The organism is Ottowia caeni (assembly GCF_050821495.1).
Classification (GTDB): Bacteria; Pseudomonadota; Gammaproteobacteria; order Burkholderiales; family Burkholderiaceae_C; genus Ottowia; species Ottowia caeni.
In genome coordinates this window covers 2,164,589-2,179,675 of sequence record NZ_CP151080.1, presented here as the reverse complement: position 1 = coordinate 2,179,675, position 15,087 = coordinate 2,164,589, and the positions used below count along the sequence as shown (strand labels likewise).

The following is a 15,087-nucleotide window of genomic DNA, read 5'->3' as shown; positions in this document are numbered from 1 at the left end:
GCCTGAACCCAAGTGGCGCGTCATCTGAGCCTAAAAAGGCTTTCATGGATGACACGCCCCAGGCCTCAGGCGTTTTTTCATGCAGGACTGCTTATTTGCGCAGGCCGAGCTTGGCGATCAGCGCCAGATAGCGGTCAGCATCTTTGGACTTCAGGTAGTCCAGCAGTTTGCGGCGACGGCTCACCATGCGCAGCAGACCACGGCGACCGTGGTGATCCTTGGCATGTTGCTTGAAGTGTGGAGTCAGCTCGTTAATGCGAGCCGTGAGCAGACCCACTTGCACTTCTGGGCTACCAGTGTCATTGGCAGCACGTGCATTGTCCTTGACCACGGCGGCCTTATTGTCCTTGGAGATCATTTTTGAATACCTTTGTTCCAAATGGTTTGACTTGCGTAGCACGCCGGAACTGCGCGCCACGTGCGCTTTGCTGGATGCAAAACCCCGAAATTATAACGCGAGGCCGACAGGGCCCCTAGGCGAGCACCGCATTTGGGTCTGGCAACCCGAACGCCTCTGCATAAAGCGATGCGCCAAGATCGATGATCCGCCTCGAATACTCATGCAGCAACTCGGGCTCTTCAATGCCGAGCGTTACCCGAACAGTTGCGCCGCATTCGCCAAAGTTGGTGATATTGAATCCGAAACTTGAGCGGTCTACGGCAGAAAGGTCTCGGAAGGCAGGCCGGAACCGATGCTGATACAGGTCGATATTTACTCTGTCTCGCTCTCCCGGGGAGATCTCATTCCCAGAGGCTTTGCCTAATTTTTGCGCCAAGTAGACATCAGTGGGCTTCAAGGCGATGTAGACGGTTTGCTCGTCGGAGTTGAGGCAGACTTCGTAGGCATTGTGCTCCTGGTGACCAGGTGGTATTTTTGCATTCAGCAGGGCTCGCAGCGTTGCCGTGTTGCCACGAATTCGATCCAGGTAAGCAATGGACGAAAGCCTATTCCCGTCGGAAAGCAAACATGCAATGTAGCCCTCGTCGTCTTCTGGAACGTACATGCGATGGCGCTTCATGGTGGCACGGTATTCGCTCCAGTAGGCGCTGTGGCTGAAGTTCAGGGCCACACCCATGCTGGCGAGATCCATTCCGTTCTGCATAAATTTGGTGGTGCTTTGCATCAGGACAAGATTCAGCCTGCCGGACTCAATGTGCGGCTTGGCTGCCAGCATCGCCAGGGTGATTTGCCTTTCACTCAGGTGATTCAGCGTGGCATCAATTACTAGAGTGCGCGAATGATCAGGCCTGCATGCAAATATGTGATTGATCAGTGCCACCGGATCATGCGCCCAAACACTCGGTTTAGCCGCGTTGTTCGGGTGGGGTTCCATGATGATCAGGTCTTGCTCTGGCAACTGCGGGTGCGTGACCACATCGCACTGCAGGGGCTCCCGGAAAAGCGTCGGTGTCTCGTAGTATCCGTTGGCAAGACAGGCGATGGAGATTTGCTCGGGCAGTGAAGCCCGCACCTGCTCCAGCAGAGCCATGGCGTGGGGAGCGCGCTCCACTTTCAAGTGAGTACGCAGAGCGCCTGCTTCATCGGGGGTCAATCCGAAAGCTGGCTCTTGTGCACACCCAAAGACCAACGAGGCGATGGCTTCATCAAGCAGAGGTGCGCGTCGTGCCCAGTCATTCTGGAAGCGGATGACATGGTGAATGGATTGCATGGACTGGTATAGCCGCTCCATGTCTTGGGACCGGCCCTGGAGATTGTCGGAAGTAACCGATCTATAACGCGCTTGCGCCACGAGTTCCGCAACGCTGACCAGCGCTTCCGTCAGATCGCCGCAGATCGTAGACGGCATACTCGGTTGGCAGAAATCCATGATGTCGCCAATCAGGTTCCGCATGACCTGAATGTTCTGCTCCAGATAGAACGGCAGACTCTCCGTAAAGAACGGCACACTGTCCGCGTCGTGGTTAATGCACCTTTGATAGGTCTCCTTGAGCTGACCTAGCTGCTGAGGCGTGCTGTCTGTCAGGGGATCGGTCCCTTTGGGCACGATCAAGGTGTTGGGCGATAGCTCGATTTTTGCGAGCCCCGCCTTGACAGCCTCTGCGGGCTCTCCATCGAACGCCTTGTTCAGGAGCTTGAGCGCCCCCTGGATGTCGCCAGCGTCTATTTTCCGCATCATGCTTTCCGCGCAGATGTCAGCGCATTCGCTGGGAGGCGCACGGAGTCCACGGCGGCCGAGCTGGGCTTGAATCTGATCTAAGTGTGTGTTTGATTTGTGAATCAATTGCACACGCAGAGGCGCGATGTAAGCCATCTCGGCTACGCGTAGAGCTGCTTCCTCGACGCTGCAAATATGGTCGGGCCTGATTCCGTTGAATTCAAATGGTCGGCTGACTGGAAAGATCTCGAAGTTCTCTAGTAGTGCGCCCGCTTCCTTGAGCAGAGTGCGAAGCTGCTCGGCGCGCACGCCCGCAGCCGCCATCCAGAGGCCAGTTCGCACAGCACGCCCGTAACCCTCACGCACAAGCGGCGAGCTGCTGCGCCCCAATCTGTCCGAGTCCTCACGTGCATAGGTGGCCTGGAGTTGACCTCGGATCATTTCAGCCTTTAGCAGCTTCTGATAGCGTAATGAGAAACGCTGAAAATCTTCCGGGTTGCCGCGCGCCCTGCTACCCAGAAGGCAGAGAATATTTGCGAAACCATGAAACCAGTCCTTGAACGCCTTAGCCCTTTCCGTCGCGTTCTGCACTACCCGAAAGGCCTCTTCGATGTTTGAGTGCAATACCTCGGGCACCATTAATGGCTGGGATGCCGGCACCAAGGAAGGATGAGAAATACCCAGCCCGCCCTCGACGACAGGGTCACACTCGTCCGCTGCTACCGGTTCTTCCATGCTGTAGGCCAAGGACGAGGTATATCGGAACGAAAGGCTCGGCGATGAGCCGATGAAATGGGGCGGAATGGAACTCATGGTTTTGCCCATGATGAGTGACGCCTTCTGGAAAACAGTTCCATCGAACCCAGGAGAGCCCCACGAACCGCCAGCAAGCGGTCGGACTCAGCCTGGATCGGGATCCAGGCTTAAGGATGCCCTGCATAACCCTCGCGAGTCGGTGGTAGTGCGGATCGGGATGAGGCGCAAGGCGTCTTTTTGCAGCCAATAGCCCAGCTATTGGCAAGAAAAGCAACGCAGCGGATCGCCCGAGTCAGTGCTGCCACAGACCGCAGGGAGTTATGCAGGGCATCCTTAACGTACCGAGCGCTTGCTGGCTTCGAGCTCCGGGCCTACTCTTGAGGGCCGCTGACTATCGTCAGCCGATTCGGACCGGCACGAAGATCTGCTCTCCTCCCCTCTGAATGAGGAGCGCAACCGACTTATCTGCTCTGGCGACGAGTTCGCGCGCCTGCTCTGGACTGTTGACCGATTGGCCATTGATCGAGACCAGCACGTCTCCCGGCTGCACGCCGGCCACGGCGGCCGGGCCGCTCGCCTGCTCGATCAGCAACCCACCTTGCGCGCGCCGATCGTGCTGCTCCTGGGGCGCCAACGGGCGCAGCGACAAGCCCAACCGGCCTTTCTCGGACGTACTGATTTCGGCAACCTGCTTGGTCTTGTCTTCACTACCGCTCAAAAGGGCCGTCAACCGCTCAGATTTTCCGGCACGCCATATATCCAGTGTCAGCGTGTCTCCCGGTTGGGCCATGCCTATCTGGGAAGGCAGATCGCCAGAAGCGACGATGGGATGATCATTGGCCCGCAGAATGACATCGCCGGCCTTCAGTCCGGCTCTATCCGCGGCGCTGTCTTTTTCCACGCGGGCAATCAGCGCACCTTCCGGCTTGGGTAGCTTGAACGAATCGGCGAAGGCCTGATTCACCTCTTGGACCGCCACGCCCAGGCGCGCATGTTCGACCTTGCCGGTCGCCACGATTTGATCCTTGACTCGTGCCGCCAACTCAATCGGAATGGCGAACGAAAGCCCTTGATATCCGCCTGACCGGCTGTAGATTTGCGAGTTGATACCCACCACTTCGCCTGCGGCGTTGAACAGGGGGCCGCCAGAGTTGCCTGGATTTACCGCAACGTCCGTCTGGATGAAGGGCACGGCACTGTCGTCAGGCAACGAACGCCCTTTCGCACTCACCACGCCAGCCGTCACACTGTTCTCGAATCCGAATGGCGCGCCGATTGCCAGCACCCAATCTCCCACACGCAGACTCTTGCTTGTGCCGAGTGGCACAGTGGGTAGGCCATGCGCGTCAATCTTCAGCACGGCAACATCTGTCTTGGCATCCGCGCCGAGAACCTTGGCCTTGAACTCTCGGCGATCAGTCAGCTTGACCATGACTTCCTTGGCGCCTCGCACGACGTGGGCATTGGTCATGATGAGTCCGTCCGCACCGATGATGAACCCAGAGCCCTGCCCGCGCGTAGGCATCTGTTGCGCACCGCCTCCTTGCTCCGGCAACTGACCGAAGAAGCCTGGGGGAAGCCGAACTGGCGCAACCATTCATCCATGCTGCCTCTCTGGCCCCCTCCGCTTTGGTCCCCATCGTCATTTGAGACCTGCTGCGCGCCGACGGTGCTGATATTGACCACCGCTGGTCCGTTGCTCGCTGTAATGGCCGCAAAGCTGGGCAACGTCTGCGTGGCCAAGCCTCCGGGAGAGGGTGCACCCGCGACGGCAGCAACCGCAGGGTGTTGTTGCGCCTGGGCTTTCGAGTTCATGCGCTCCACTGCTGTGGCCCCAACTCCACCCAGCACACCCGCCGCGAGCAACGCTGCTACCAACTTTTTGGATTTCAGTTCGATCGTGTTCATGCCTTAGTCCTTTCCATTGATTCAAACGTCCCGTTGAAGAACGGACACACCGAATATGGAGAAGAATGCTTAGGCGAGACTTAAGGATGCCCTGCATAACCCTCGCGAGTCGGTGGTAGTGCGGATCGGGATGAGGCGCAAGGCGTCTTTTTGCAGCCAATAGCCCAGCTATTGGCAAGAAAAGCAACGCAGCGGATCGCCCGAGGCCGTGCTGCAATCGACCGCAGGGAGTTATGCCGGGCATCCTTGAGGATGCGCACCCAGGAACCATGGCTGCTTCAGGACTTTCCGGCTGAGTCTGTTTCAGCCAGAATTAGTTTGGTGGTGTGTTCGAAGTGCCCCGCCAGCAATGTGCACGCTGCCACTGAATCGCGTGCCAATGCAGCATCTGCAATTTCACGGTGCTCCTTCATGACATCTCTTTGCGCTGCATCTGGCACTTTCGCAGACAGGTTCCGGTAACGTTCCGTTTGGTCATACAGCATTGAGCAAAGCTTCATGGTCCAGGGCGATTCACATCCCTGGATCAAGGAAAAATGGAATTGCCGATGAGCCTGGCGCCAGGCCAATGCCGCCGCCGCATTCGTTCGAGAAGACGCCATGCGAGACAAGCGATGCAGACTCGCCAATACGGTCGTCTCCCACTCCAGATCGCCCTGCTCTATGGAGGCCTTTAATGCTGTCTGCTCCACCCAGATTCTCGTGCGCGTCAGATCCAGAAGCTCCTGCGGCGAAACATCTGCCACGTTAAAACCCCGCTGGTCTTCTGAAGTGACCAGACTCTCAGTCACAAGACGCGAAAGCGCCTCACGTATTGCGGTGGCGCCCACTTCGTAACGGATAGCCAATTGCTGCACTCGCAGCTTCTCCCTGGGCCGAAGGTCGCCGGCAAGAATGTCGGTACGCAGGCGGTCGAAAGCCAGACTTGTGAGACTGCGGGGCACCTCATCATGGGCTGCAACGCGTGAATTTTCAGATGATGGCGGCATGTTCAAAAGCTGGCTCAAGGAAACGGATCTTTCCAGTCATAAACTAGACTTTACCGAGTCCACGCCCATTTTCTTAGCCATTTCTTCGCGCCACTGAGACCTGGGTCGGAAACCGGGGAGTTCACGAGCATGCTCTTCCAGTCTCTTCATCAACGTGGCACCGTCCTCCAGATCGACTGGAACGGCCATAGGTTGAGACACATACCAGGGAAGATCAAAGTACAACTCCAGTCGGTTGCCCTCCGGGTCTGGCACATAGATGGACACAGCGTTTCCATGCGTGATGGGACTCACATTCTGCAGCCCTTTGGACTTGAGCGTCCGATACATCAGACACAGCGTCTCGAGACTGTCTGCCTTGAGTGAAATCTGATTGATGGGATTGAATTCGAGCTCCTTCGGCCTGCCGGAAATGAGTACGAGCTGATGATGCTCATCTGGATTTCGACTAAGAAATACCAGATCTCGTGGGCCCTGGGGTCCGGGCAACTGACCTCGATCTGTCACGGTGAAATCCAGCAGGCCCGTGTAGAAGGACTCGAGCGCCGAGATGTCGTGCACGAACATTCCGAAATGACTGAATGAAAACCCTTGGCGCATGGCAAGCAACTCCGTAAGTCCCACCTCCGCTCCAACATGGCGCGTGACGAGGCTTGGGGACGATGCATCGATTCTATCCATCTTCGAAATTAATATCGATATTTTTCTCTTTTATGGATATTTTTGTGATTTGTAGATATGATTGCGCCACTTCAACAGGAAATCACCCATGAAATTGGTCAGCTTCACACGGGAGAATCGTCCCGGTTTCGGCGCCGTGAAAGGCGACGGCATCATTGATCTAGGCTCCAGATTTGGAGACCGCTACGCAGACCTCAAAGCGCTGCTTGCAGGCGGAGCAATTGCCGAAGCGAGCGCGATTGTGGCTACGCAGGAACCAGACTTCGCGCTTTCCGAAGTCACGCTCCTACCTGTCATTCCAGATCCCGGGAAAATTTGGTGCTGCGGACTCAACTACCATGAGCACGTTCAGGAAACCAACCGTGAAGTCACGGAGCAACCCACATTCTTCTTGCGTTTCGCTGACTCTCAGGTTGCTCACGGTGAGCCCATCATTCGTCCGCCCGAATCCACTCAACTGGACTACGAAGCCGAGATTGCGGTGATCATCGGCAAAGGTGGCCGGCGTATTCGCGAGGAAGACGTCGCCGAGCACATTGCCGGCTACGCGTGCTACAACGACGGCACCATTCGCGACTGGCAAAGACACACCTCTCAGTGGGAACCCGGAAAAAATTTCTGGAAAACAGGCGGCTTTGGCCCCTGGATGGTTACCGCTGACGAAATTCCTTTCGGCACCACCATGACACTGATTACCCGGCTGAACGGTCAGGAAATGCAGCGTGCAACCACGGACATGATGATCCACAGCATTGCACGCCAGATCGCCTATGTGTCCCAAGTCGCTCCGCTGCAACCTGGTGACGTGATCGTGACAGGCACCCCCGGTGGAGTGGGTGCGCGTCGCAAGCCTGCCGTATGGATGAAGCCTGGCGACGTGGTCGAGATAGAAATTGACCGCGTAGGCGTGCTCCGCAACCCGATTGCAGACGAAGCCTGACTCCCCCAGCACAACGCGGGGGATGCTCCGCATAACTTCCTGCGGTCTGTGGCTCTCACAGACCGCTCAATCCACGGAGACAAGATCATGACCTACACCAAGAAGATTGAAAGACCCCAGCCAAATTGTGTTGGCAACCCCACAACAGCACGCTCCGTCTACCATCTGACGCTGGCTGGAATAGTGCTGTGCATTGCTTCAGCGTCCCAGGCGACGACCAATTTCCCCCAAGGACCGGTCGAGATGATCGTGCCGTTTGCCGCCGGAGGTGGACTTGATCAGAACGCACGAGCTTTCAGTAAAGCGTTTTCCGAGATCCTGAATACGCCCGTTGCGGTAGTAAACCGTGACGGGGCAGCGGGTGCTATTGGACTTGCAGGACTGGCTGGCGCGAAAGCCGACGGGCAAACACTCGCATTTACCCCGGCAGTGTCCCTCACAAGTCAGCCCCACCGAGTCAAGAGCATCAAGTACAACCTTGAATCATTCACTCCGGTTTGTCAGGTTTTTGACAATATTTTTGCGATCGCGGTTCTGTCGAACTCACCCTACAAAACGTTGTCAGACGTTATCGCCAAGGCGCGCGCCGAGCCTGATTCTGTAAGCTACGGAACGTCTGGCATTGGGTCCATACCGCACCTTGGGACTGCAGACATCGAAGCTGCTGCCAACGTGAGGCTCAACCATGTCGCCTACAAGGGTGACGGCCCCATGATGCAGGATCTTCTGGGTGGACGATTAGGTTTTGGTGCTGTGCTGGCCAGTTCCGTTGCCAGCCAGATTCAAGCCGGCACGCTCCGACTGATTGCGGTTTACTCAGACCGCAGGCATCCGGGCTTCGCTTCGGTGCCTACCCTGAAGGAAGCTGGCGTCCCCGTGGTTCAGTTGAGCTTTGGCGGCGTGCTGGCTCCTGCGAAAACGCCGACGGAAGTGCTGCAGAAACTGCAGTCAAGCTGCGAACGCGCCGCGAAGTCCCCTGCGTACTTGGAATGGGCCGCCAAGGCGGGCCAAGTGGTCGACTACCTGCCTGCGGAAGACTTCGCCCGAAAACTGCGCGAAGACAGTCAAAGCAAAGAAGCGACGATCAAGCGCCTGGGTCTTTGAGATTGAGCAGCGTGGTCAGAGGCAGGCTTGACCACGTGCTGCCTACTGCCGGGTACAGCCAAGCGAATACGTGGCTACGGCTGTGAGAGCCGAAACGACGTTAAGGATGCCCTGCATAACCCTCGCGAGTCGGTGGTAGTGCGGATCGGGATGAGGCGCAAGGCGTCTTTTTGCAGCCAATAGCCCAGCTATTGGCAAGAAAAGCAACGCAGCGGATCGCCCGAGACCGTGCTGCCACAGACCGCAGGGAGTTATGCAGGGCATCCTTAAGTTAACGGCACGACAAGTTCAAGAGGAAAGTCCTTTTGGATTGGGACCGTATTGATTCTCACCGGGTGTACTGTCTTGCACAGTGAACACAAGTAACACGATAGCGCCGACCAATGGAATCAAGGCAATGAGCAGCCACCAACCGCTTCGCCCTGTGTCGTGCAACCGCCTCGCGCCGACTGCTATGGACGGGATCAGCAACAACAACGTAAAGATGCCTCCAAGCAACCCCATTCCCGATTCAGCGCTGTACGAGCCAGTGATGCTGTCAATGAGGGTCAAGCCAAAGAGTATGAGAATATAGAAAAGGACGAAGTACCAATACTCAGCGCGCTGGGCGCGGCCTGAGAAGGTAGCGTACTTTTTTAACGCTATAAGAAACCAGTTCATACCTGCCCCCTCTTTTGATTGTTGTCTCAGAGCATATGAGTGGCAGTCGAGACAGGCCCACCACCTGACTTTCGCAGCGCAGCCGGAGCAGCTTCTTCGCAATCAGCCATCCGCACGCGTTCGCGGTTCACACAATAACCATAATTCTTCAACTAATCAAATGCGCCCGCATGAACATGCATATGGCACGCGTAGCAACTACTCGCTTAGCATGGCGTCGGCACTTCGATCGCGAAGAGCTTGCTGCAACTCGGCCACAGCAGTTTCGAGGACTCCGTTGTTGTCGATGCGAATGCTGTCTACAGGTAGATCCAAATGCACCTGCCGCCCCAGACGCGCTGCTACGCTTTCCGCAGTTTCACGCCCGCGCGCGCTGAGGCGTTGGGCCAGCACCGCTGGGGCCGCACCAATATGCACCACGGTCGCCTCGGGCCAACGAGCCAGCAACTCTGGCAACCAGCTACGCGAACCATTCACAAAAACCCAATGGCCGAAATCCAGGGGCTGGAGTTCGCTGTGTCGAATTCCGTAGGACAGGCCGTTGGCCTTCCAATGCATGGCAAAAGCGTTGGCCTGACGCTGCTGCTCGAAGCTTGAATCTTCGAGCGCCTCGTGATGTTCCCCGCCGGATGTAGCCGGACGGGTGATGCTGCGGCGCGCCCAGTGAGCCGGTGCTGCTGCGGGCCACACTTGACGCAGCCCTTGCAACACGCTGTCCTTGCCGGCACCCGAAGGGCCGATGACATAGACCAAACGATCACTCATAAGAAAATTCAATCTGCTCAAGCAAGCGAAAGTGAGCCCCCGGCGCTGGCTCCACGAACAAGGAAACACGGTCAACGCGGCAGGCGGGCAACTCGTGGAAATGAGCATTAGCCTTTTCGATCAGAAGTGCCTGCGTGTCTTCGGGCAAGTCCTGAAGGGGCCCGGTCAGTGAAAGATGGAATCGGAACTGCCCGAACACATATGGGTAGCCCCAGGTTTGCAGAAGCTCTTTCTGTTCAGCAGACAGCGCCGCTCGGCGTCTGCGGGCTATCTCGTCCTCGCTCAAAGGTGCTGCCAGACGGTGCATCTGACGCACACAATCGCTGGCGAGGCGGTCAAGTTCGGGTTGAGACTGGGAGGGCCTGAGTGCCAGAAAGCCACCCAAGCGGCTCACTTGCAGTGGGGCAAGTTCAAAGCCCTTACGTTCGGCACACAACAGGCGCGTTGCCGCACGTACATCCTCCAGTGATTTTCCCTCGGCCAGTCGAAACGGCGCTCTCAGGGTGCCGTGCCATCCGTAACGGCGAGGATCTGAGGTCAGCCTTTCAAAGGATTCGGACGTGCAGCCCTCAACCTGAGGCTGCGTGATTGAAAGGCCAGTGGCGGCACAGCGCCCCAGCCATGAACTACCGGCCCGCCACCAAGCTGACTCGACGGCCGGCGCATAGTAAAGAGCAACGCGGTGAGGAACATGCATGTTATTCACCATGTTCGTGATCCACAGTCAGCGTTACCCGATCCCCGGCGAACCAGGTGCGCGCGTATTCAATAGGCTGCCTCTTGGCATCGATGTTGACACTGGAAACCTGAAGCGCAGGCCGGGTTGGCGCCTGCCTCAGGTGTTGTGCTACTTCCGCGCTGGGCAAACGTGCAGAGATTCGGCTTTGCAAGCGGGTGTAGTCGGCGACCCCAAATCGGCCGAATGCCTGCGTAATGGACCCCGTTTCCTGAAGATGAGCTTCCAGCCCGGCAAAACGTGGCAGTGGGAAATAGCGGTCGCTGACATGCAGCGGCTGGCCGCCGCCTTCACCCAGAACCACCAGATGCAGCACCCGATGCCCGGCCTTCAGCTTAAGCGCCTCGGCCACGCTGAAGTCCGCCTCCTCGGTAGAAGATTCGAGCACACGCATGCCTCCCTTGAGGCCCGCCTGATCCAGGTTTTGCCGATGGCGCGTGCGCTTGCCCAGCACAAGGTCGACTGCGAAATCCTCAACATAGGTGCCGCTGCCTTGGGTGGATCGGACTAGGCCCAGTTGACTCAATGTCGACAGCGAACGCCTGATGGTGTGGCGATTAACTCCGTACTGCTCGGCCAAGGAGTTTTCTGAAGGCAAGCGGTCACCGGGCGAATAAATGCCACGGCCGATGGCATCGGCAATTTCATGCGCTATGCGCATCCAGAAACGATGGCCGGGGTCGGGCAGTAGAAGTGTTGAAAGGTCTGGAGTGATCGTTCTTGTCATGAAAGCTACACAAGCAATGCCTATGCTGGAGGTATTGCAAAGTTGTCTACACAAGTCAAAGGATAGCCGCAAGATGTTTCACGCGTTTGACACCCCAGAGCCCCAACGGGCGACCGCCAGGGCCGATTGGATGGCCTTGCTGGCCCGGGCCCCCCTTCCCCTGCTGGAGCAGGCATTGCTTCCTTACGAAAGAGGCCGCAGTACAGAGTGGCTCAGACGGCCCGAGACAGGACTCTACATGGTGCAGGGCCGTGCGGGCGGCACGGGAGCGCGCTTCAACCTGGGAGAGGTCACGGTCACGCGCTGCGCGTTGCGAAGCCTCGGGCCCGAGGCCATGCCTTCTCCTGTAGGGGTGGGGTACGTACTTGGCCGACACCACCGCCACGCGGAACTGGCTGCACTGGCCGACTCGCTGCTGCAACGCGAATCTCATCACGCTGCGCTAGAGGAAACCTTGCTGACGCCTGTTCGCGAACACCTCGTGCTGCAGGCTGCTCGGAAACAGGCGCAAGTGCAATCAACCAAGGTCGATTTTTTTACCGTGGCCCGCGAGTCAGGCAATGGTGACAATGAGGAGGAAGACGCATGAAGCGGGAAGACCTGCAAAACGTCGTGCCGGGTTTCGACGATCCGGTCACGGGCAGCCAGGCGGTTTTTCGCCATGCACTGCAAGCCTTGTCAATGCCTGGTCGTGCAGTGGATGTGCCGACCTTGGCACAACTGCCAGAGCGCGGACACGGAGCCGCCGCCCTAATGTTGCTGGCGCTTCTCGACAGCGACTGCACCCTCTGGCTTTCCGCCTCACTGAGGGACTCGGCTGCACAGGCGTGGCTGCGCTTTCACACGGGCTGCCGATGCGTTGAAGATCCTGCGCAAGCGCGCTTTTTGTGGTTGGCAACGGGCGACGAATGGCCTGCGCTAGCCGACCTGAATGCAGGCAGCGATGACTACCCCGATCAATCCGCCACTTGCGTCATGGAAGTGAGCAGCTTCGTGAAAAACGATGGACTTCCCGCATGGACGATCTCGGGCCCCGGTATTGAGGGTGCGCTTGCCTTGGCAGCCAACGGATTGCCGCAGGACTTCGAAACGCACTGGCAAGCCAACCACGCCAGCTTTCCGCGGGGGGTCGACGTTTTACTGTGTACCGCCACCCAGCTGATGGGCTTGCCGCGCAGCACTCGGCTGCGTCGCAACGATACTGTGGAGGCCTGAAAATGTATGTAGCAGTCAAAGGCGGAGAGACCGCCATTCTCAATAGCTACCGCCTGCTGGCACAACAAAGGCGCGGCGATGAAGCCATACCCGAACTGGAGATTGCGCAGATCCGCCAGCAAATGAAGCTGGCCGTAGACCGCGTCATGACAGAGGGTTCGGTTTACGACCCGGATCTAGCCGCGCTCGCTATCAAACAAGCATGCGGCGACCTGGTTGAAGCGATTTTCCTGCTGCGCGCCTACCGCGCCACGCTGCGAAGACTGGGTGAAACCTGCCCGCTTCGCACAGAAAAAATGGTCGTCACACGCCGCGTTTCAGCCACATTCAAGGACTTGCCTGGCGGCCAGATTCTGGGACCGACCTACGACTACACGCAGCGGCTCCTGGACTTCACGCTCATGGCAAACATCCAGACAGGGCTGCGCCAGGAACTGCCACCATCCGCCCCTCCAGTAGCTGCTCCGCGCGGGGTGGACCTTCTGAACCAGGAAGGCCTGATCGAAACCCACCCAGTGCCCGAGGGCGACCCGGCACCAAAGGATCTGACGCGCGAACCTCTGCGCTTTCCAGCGGATCGGGCGACTCGGTTGCAAAACCTGGCGCGTGGCGACGAGGGCTTCCTGTTGGCCATGGCCTATTCGACACAACGCGGCTACTCGCACACGCACCCCTTCGTCGGCGAAATCAGGCTTGGCACCTTGGCTCTGGATTTGGCCCCAGAGGAACTGGACTTTCCCATTTCCATTGGCGACATCGAGCTGACCGAATGCGAGATGGTGAACCAGTTCGCGGGAAGCAAGACGGAACCACCTCAATTCACCCGAGGTTACGGACTGGCATTTGGTCACAGCGAGCGGAAAGCCATGGCCATGAGCCTGGTGGATCGCGCGCTACGCGCTCCCGAACTGGGAGAACCAGTTGAGTCGCCCGCCCAGCAACAGGAGTTCGTGCTTTCGCATAGCGACAGCCTGGAAGCATCGGGCTTTGTCCAGCACTTGAAGCTGCCGCATTACGTGGACTTTCAGGCGGAGCTGGAGCTGGTGCGCCGCATGCGCGCCCAAGCGGAAAGCAGCACTGCAGATAACCAGAAGGAGCTAGCATGAACGCCCCTATCGACCATGGCCTGATGGCGCCCGACACGGCCAACGCCCCCTCCGTACTTGCTCCGGAGGTCAACTTTGCGTACCTGGACGAGCGCACCAAGCGCATGATCCGGCGTGCCATTCTCAAGGCGGTGGCGGTTCCTGGGTATCAAGTGCCTTTCGGCTCGCGCGAAATGCCTCTGCCGTATGGCTGGGGAACAGGAGGCATCCAGGTCACAGCCGCAGTGATCGGGACTGATGACACCCTCAAAGTGATTGACCAGGGGTCTGACGACACCGTCAATGCGGTGAACATTCGCCGATTCTTCCAGCGCACCACGGGTGTGCCGGTAACGACGCGTACCCATGAGGCGACCATCATCCAGACACGACACCGCATTCCGGAAACGCCGCTTCGCGAAGGTCAGATCATCGTCTATCAGGTACCCATGCCGGAGCCTTTGCAGCGTCTGGAGCCCAGGGAAACAGAAACCCGCACCTTGCATGCACTCGCTGAGTACGGGCTGATGCATGTGAAGTTGTACGAGGACATATCCCGATACGGTCACATCGCCACGACGTATGACTACCCGGTGATGGTGAACGACCGCTATCTGATGGCGCCTTCGCCCATTCCGAAGTTCGACAACCCGAAGATGCACATGAACCCGGCGCTGCAGCTTTTTGGCGCGGGTAGGGAAAAGCGCATCTACGCGGTTCCACCGTACACCAAGGTAGAGAGCCTGGGCTTCGAAGACCACCCGTTCGAGGTACAAAAGTGGGACGCTGTCTGCGCACTATGTGGCGCGAGCGACAGTTTCCTCGACGAGGTAATCACCGATGATCAGGGAACCCGCATGCACGTGTGTTCGGATTCGGATTACTGCCAGGAACGTCAGTCTGTGCAGACCGAACAGCGCGATTCAGGAGAACAGCCGTGAACCTGATCATTCGCCAGGCATGCGACGACGACCTGCCTCAGGTGCTGGCGCTTTATGCCCAGCCCGGCCTCGACGACCGGCAGGCACTCGAGCTTGATAAAGCGCGGGAAATTCTCGCAGAGTTCGCCCGGTACCCAAACTACAGACTTTTCGTGGCCGTGAGCGATGCGGCCCCCGAAAAATTGCTGGGCAGCTATGCACTGCTGGTAATGCACAACCTTGCGCACAGGGGCACGCCTTCGGCCATTGTCGAAGACGTTGTCGTTGACGTCAGTTGCCGGAGCCAAGGCATCGGGCGCCAGATGATGGAACACGCCAAAGCCGAGGCCCGTGAGGCCGGTTGCTACAAGCTGGCGCTTTCGTCCAATCGGCGGCGCGAACGCGCACACGCGTTCTACGAATCCCTTGGATTCGAACTTCACGGATACAGCTTTGTGATCGACCCTCAATCCAAATGATGCGC

Annotated in this window: 15 protein-coding genes and 1 pseudogene; 7 read left to right on the top strand and 9 right to left on the bottom strand. The window is 58.0% G+C overall.

The annotated features are described in order from the left end of the window. Positions 1-91: 91 nt before the first annotated feature. From rpsO to AAAK34_RS10520, 5 genes and pseudogenes are all read right to left on the bottom strand, one after another. Positions 92-358, bottom strand: coding sequence for a 30S ribosomal protein S15 (gene rpsO / locus AAAK34_RS10540; RefSeq protein WP_231693000.1), 267 nt, complete (start codon positions 356-358; stop codon positions 92-94). A gap of 115 nt (positions 359-473) precedes the next feature. Further along, positions 474-2,930, bottom strand: coding sequence for a hypothetical protein (locus AAAK34_RS10535; RefSeq protein WP_431777252.1), 2,457 nt, complete (start codon positions 2,928-2,930; stop codon positions 474-476). A 340-nt stretch (positions 2,931-3,270) separates the two neighbouring features. After that, positions 3,271-4,781, bottom strand: a pseudogene (locus tag AAAK34_RS10530) (Do family serine endopeptidase). Positions 4,782-5,059: 278 nt separating this feature from the next. Then, positions 5,060-5,788: a GntR family transcriptional regulator gene (locus AAAK34_RS10525; RefSeq protein WP_231692997.1), complete on the bottom strand. Its 729-nt coding sequence runs from the start codon at positions 5,786-5,788 to the stop codon at positions 5,060-5,062. Between the two features lie 18 nt (positions 5,789-5,806). Beyond that, positions 5,807-6,370, bottom strand: a complete 564-nt coding sequence (locus AAAK34_RS10520; RefSeq protein ID WP_231693341.1) for a VOC family protein — start codon at positions 6,368-6,370, stop codon at positions 5,807-5,809. 169 nt (positions 6,371-6,539) lie between these two features. Between AAAK34_RS10520 and AAAK34_RS10515 the strand changes: the two genes are divergently transcribed. After that, a complete protein-coding gene (locus AAAK34_RS10515) occupies positions 6,540-7,391 on the top strand; it encodes a fumarylacetoacetate hydrolase family protein (RefSeq protein ID WP_231692996.1) in 852 nt (283 codons plus the stop codon). A gap of 87 nt (positions 7,392-7,478) precedes the next feature. Continuing rightward, complete coding sequence (locus AAAK34_RS10510; RefSeq protein WP_231692995.1) at positions 7,479-8,495, top strand: tripartite tricarboxylate transporter substrate binding protein; 1,017 nt, start codon at positions 7,479-7,481, stop codon at positions 8,493-8,495. Positions 8,496-8,783: 288 nt separating this feature from the next. Here the strand turns inward: AAAK34_RS10510 and AAAK34_RS10505 are convergent, their stop codons facing one another. From AAAK34_RS10505 to phnF, 4 genes are all read right to left on the bottom strand, one after another. Further along, positions 8,784-9,155, bottom strand: coding sequence for a DUF805 domain-containing protein (locus tag AAAK34_RS10505; RefSeq protein ID WP_231692994.1), 372 nt, complete (start codon positions 9,153-9,155; stop codon positions 8,784-8,786). Positions 9,156-9,353: 198 nt separating this feature from the next. Further along, complete coding sequence (gene phnN, locus AAAK34_RS10500) at positions 9,354-9,920, bottom strand: phosphonate metabolism protein/1,5-bisphosphokinase (PRPP-forming) PhnN (RefSeq protein WP_231692993.1); 567 nt, start codon at positions 9,918-9,920, stop codon at positions 9,354-9,356. Further along, positions 9,913-10,629 (bottom strand): DUF1045 domain-containing protein, encoded by a 717-nt coding sequence (locus tag AAAK34_RS10495; protein ID WP_231692992.1) that lies wholly within the window; start codon positions 10,627-10,629, stop codon positions 9,913-9,915. Before AAAK34_RS10495 ends, phnN begins: the two co-directional genes overlap by 8 nt. After that, on the bottom strand, positions 10,619-11,383 hold the full coding sequence (gene phnF / locus AAAK34_RS10490) for a phosphonate metabolism transcriptional regulator PhnF (protein ID WP_231693340.1): 765 nt from the start codon (positions 11,381-11,383) through the stop codon (positions 10,619-10,621). The genes AAAK34_RS10495 and phnF overlap by 11 nt, the downstream gene beginning before the upstream one ends. 73 nt (positions 11,384-11,456) lie before the next feature. On the opposite strand from phnF, the gene phnG reads away from it, so the two are divergent. The 5 genes from phnG to AAAK34_RS10465 are packed head-to-tail and all read left to right on the top strand — an operon-like array spanning position 11,457 to position 15,082. After that, positions 11,457-11,972 carry a phosphonate C-P lyase system protein PhnG gene (phnG, locus tag AAAK34_RS10485; protein WP_231692991.1) on the top strand — a complete coding sequence of 172 codons (516 nt, stop codon included), beginning with the start codon at positions 11,457-11,459 and terminating at the stop codon, positions 11,970-11,972. Next, complete coding sequence (gene phnH, locus AAAK34_RS10480; RefSeq protein WP_231692990.1) at positions 11,969-12,598, top strand: phosphonate C-P lyase system protein PhnH; 630 nt, start codon at positions 11,969-11,971, stop codon at positions 12,596-12,598. Before phnG ends, phnH begins: the two co-directional genes overlap by 4 nt. Before the next feature lie 2 nt (positions 12,599-12,600). Further along, a complete protein-coding gene (locus AAAK34_RS10475) occupies positions 12,601-13,704 on the top strand; it encodes a carbon-phosphorus lyase complex subunit PhnI (protein ID WP_231692989.1) in 1,104 nt (367 codons plus the stop codon). Continuing rightward, positions 13,701-14,624: an alpha-D-ribose 1-methylphosphonate 5-phosphate C-P-lyase PhnJ gene (locus AAAK34_RS10470; RefSeq protein WP_431777251.1), complete on the top strand. Its 924-nt coding sequence runs from the start codon at positions 13,701-13,703 to the stop codon at positions 14,622-14,624. The genes AAAK34_RS10475 and AAAK34_RS10470 overlap by 4 nt, the downstream gene beginning before the upstream one ends. Further along, positions 14,621-15,082, top strand: coding sequence for a GNAT family N-acetyltransferase (locus AAAK34_RS10465; protein ID WP_231692988.1), 462 nt, complete (start codon positions 14,621-14,623; stop codon positions 15,080-15,082). The genes AAAK34_RS10470 and AAAK34_RS10465 overlap by 4 nt, the downstream gene beginning before the upstream one ends. Positions 15,083-15,087: the final 5 nt, after the last annotated feature.

Coding starts and splice junctions, on each gene's coding strand:
- AAAK34_RS10470 (WP_431777251.1), top strand. CDS start 13,701: ATGAACGCCCCTATCGACCATGGCCTGATGGCGCCCGACACGGCCAAC.
- phnN (WP_231692993.1), bottom strand. CDS start 9,920: ATGAGTGATCGTTTGGTCTATGTCATCGGCCCTTCGGGTGCCGGCAAG.
- AAAK34_RS10505 (WP_231692994.1), bottom strand. CDS start 9,155: ATGAACTGGTTTCTTATAGCGTTAAAAAAGTACGCTACCTTCTCAGGC.
- AAAK34_RS10475 (WP_231692989.1), top strand. CDS start 12,601: ATGTATGTAGCAGTCAAAGGCGGAGAGACCGCCATTCTCAATAGCTAC.
- rpsO (WP_231693000.1), bottom strand. CDS start 358: ATGATCTCCAAGGACAATAAGGCCGCCGTGGTCAAGGACAATGCACGT.
- AAAK34_RS10510 (WP_231692995.1), top strand. CDS start 7,479: ATGACCTACACCAAGAAGATTGAAAGACCCCAGCCAAATTGTGTTGGC.
- AAAK34_RS10495 (WP_231692992.1), bottom strand. CDS start 10,629: ATGGTGAATAACATGCATGTTCCTCACCGCGTTGCTCTTTACTATGCG.
- phnF (WP_231693340.1), bottom strand. CDS start 11,383: ATGACAAGAACGATCACTCCAGACCTTTCAACACTTCTACTGCCCGAC.
- AAAK34_RS10535 (WP_431777252.1), bottom strand. CDS start 2,930: ATGAGTTCCATTCCGCCCCATTTCATCGGCTCATCGCCGAGCCTTTCG.
- phnH (WP_231692990.1), top strand. CDS start 11,969: ATGAAGCGGGAAGACCTGCAAAACGTCGTGCCGGGTTTCGACGATCCG.
- AAAK34_RS10520 (WP_231693341.1), bottom strand. CDS start 6,370: ATGCGCCAAGGGTTTTCATTCAGTCATTTCGGAATGTTCGTGCACGAC.
- AAAK34_RS10515 (WP_231692996.1), top strand. CDS start 6,540: ATGAAATTGGTCAGCTTCACACGGGAGAATCGTCCCGGTTTCGGCGCC.
- phnG (WP_231692991.1), top strand. CDS start 11,457: ATGTTTCACGCGTTTGACACCCCAGAGCCCCAACGGGCGACCGCCAGG.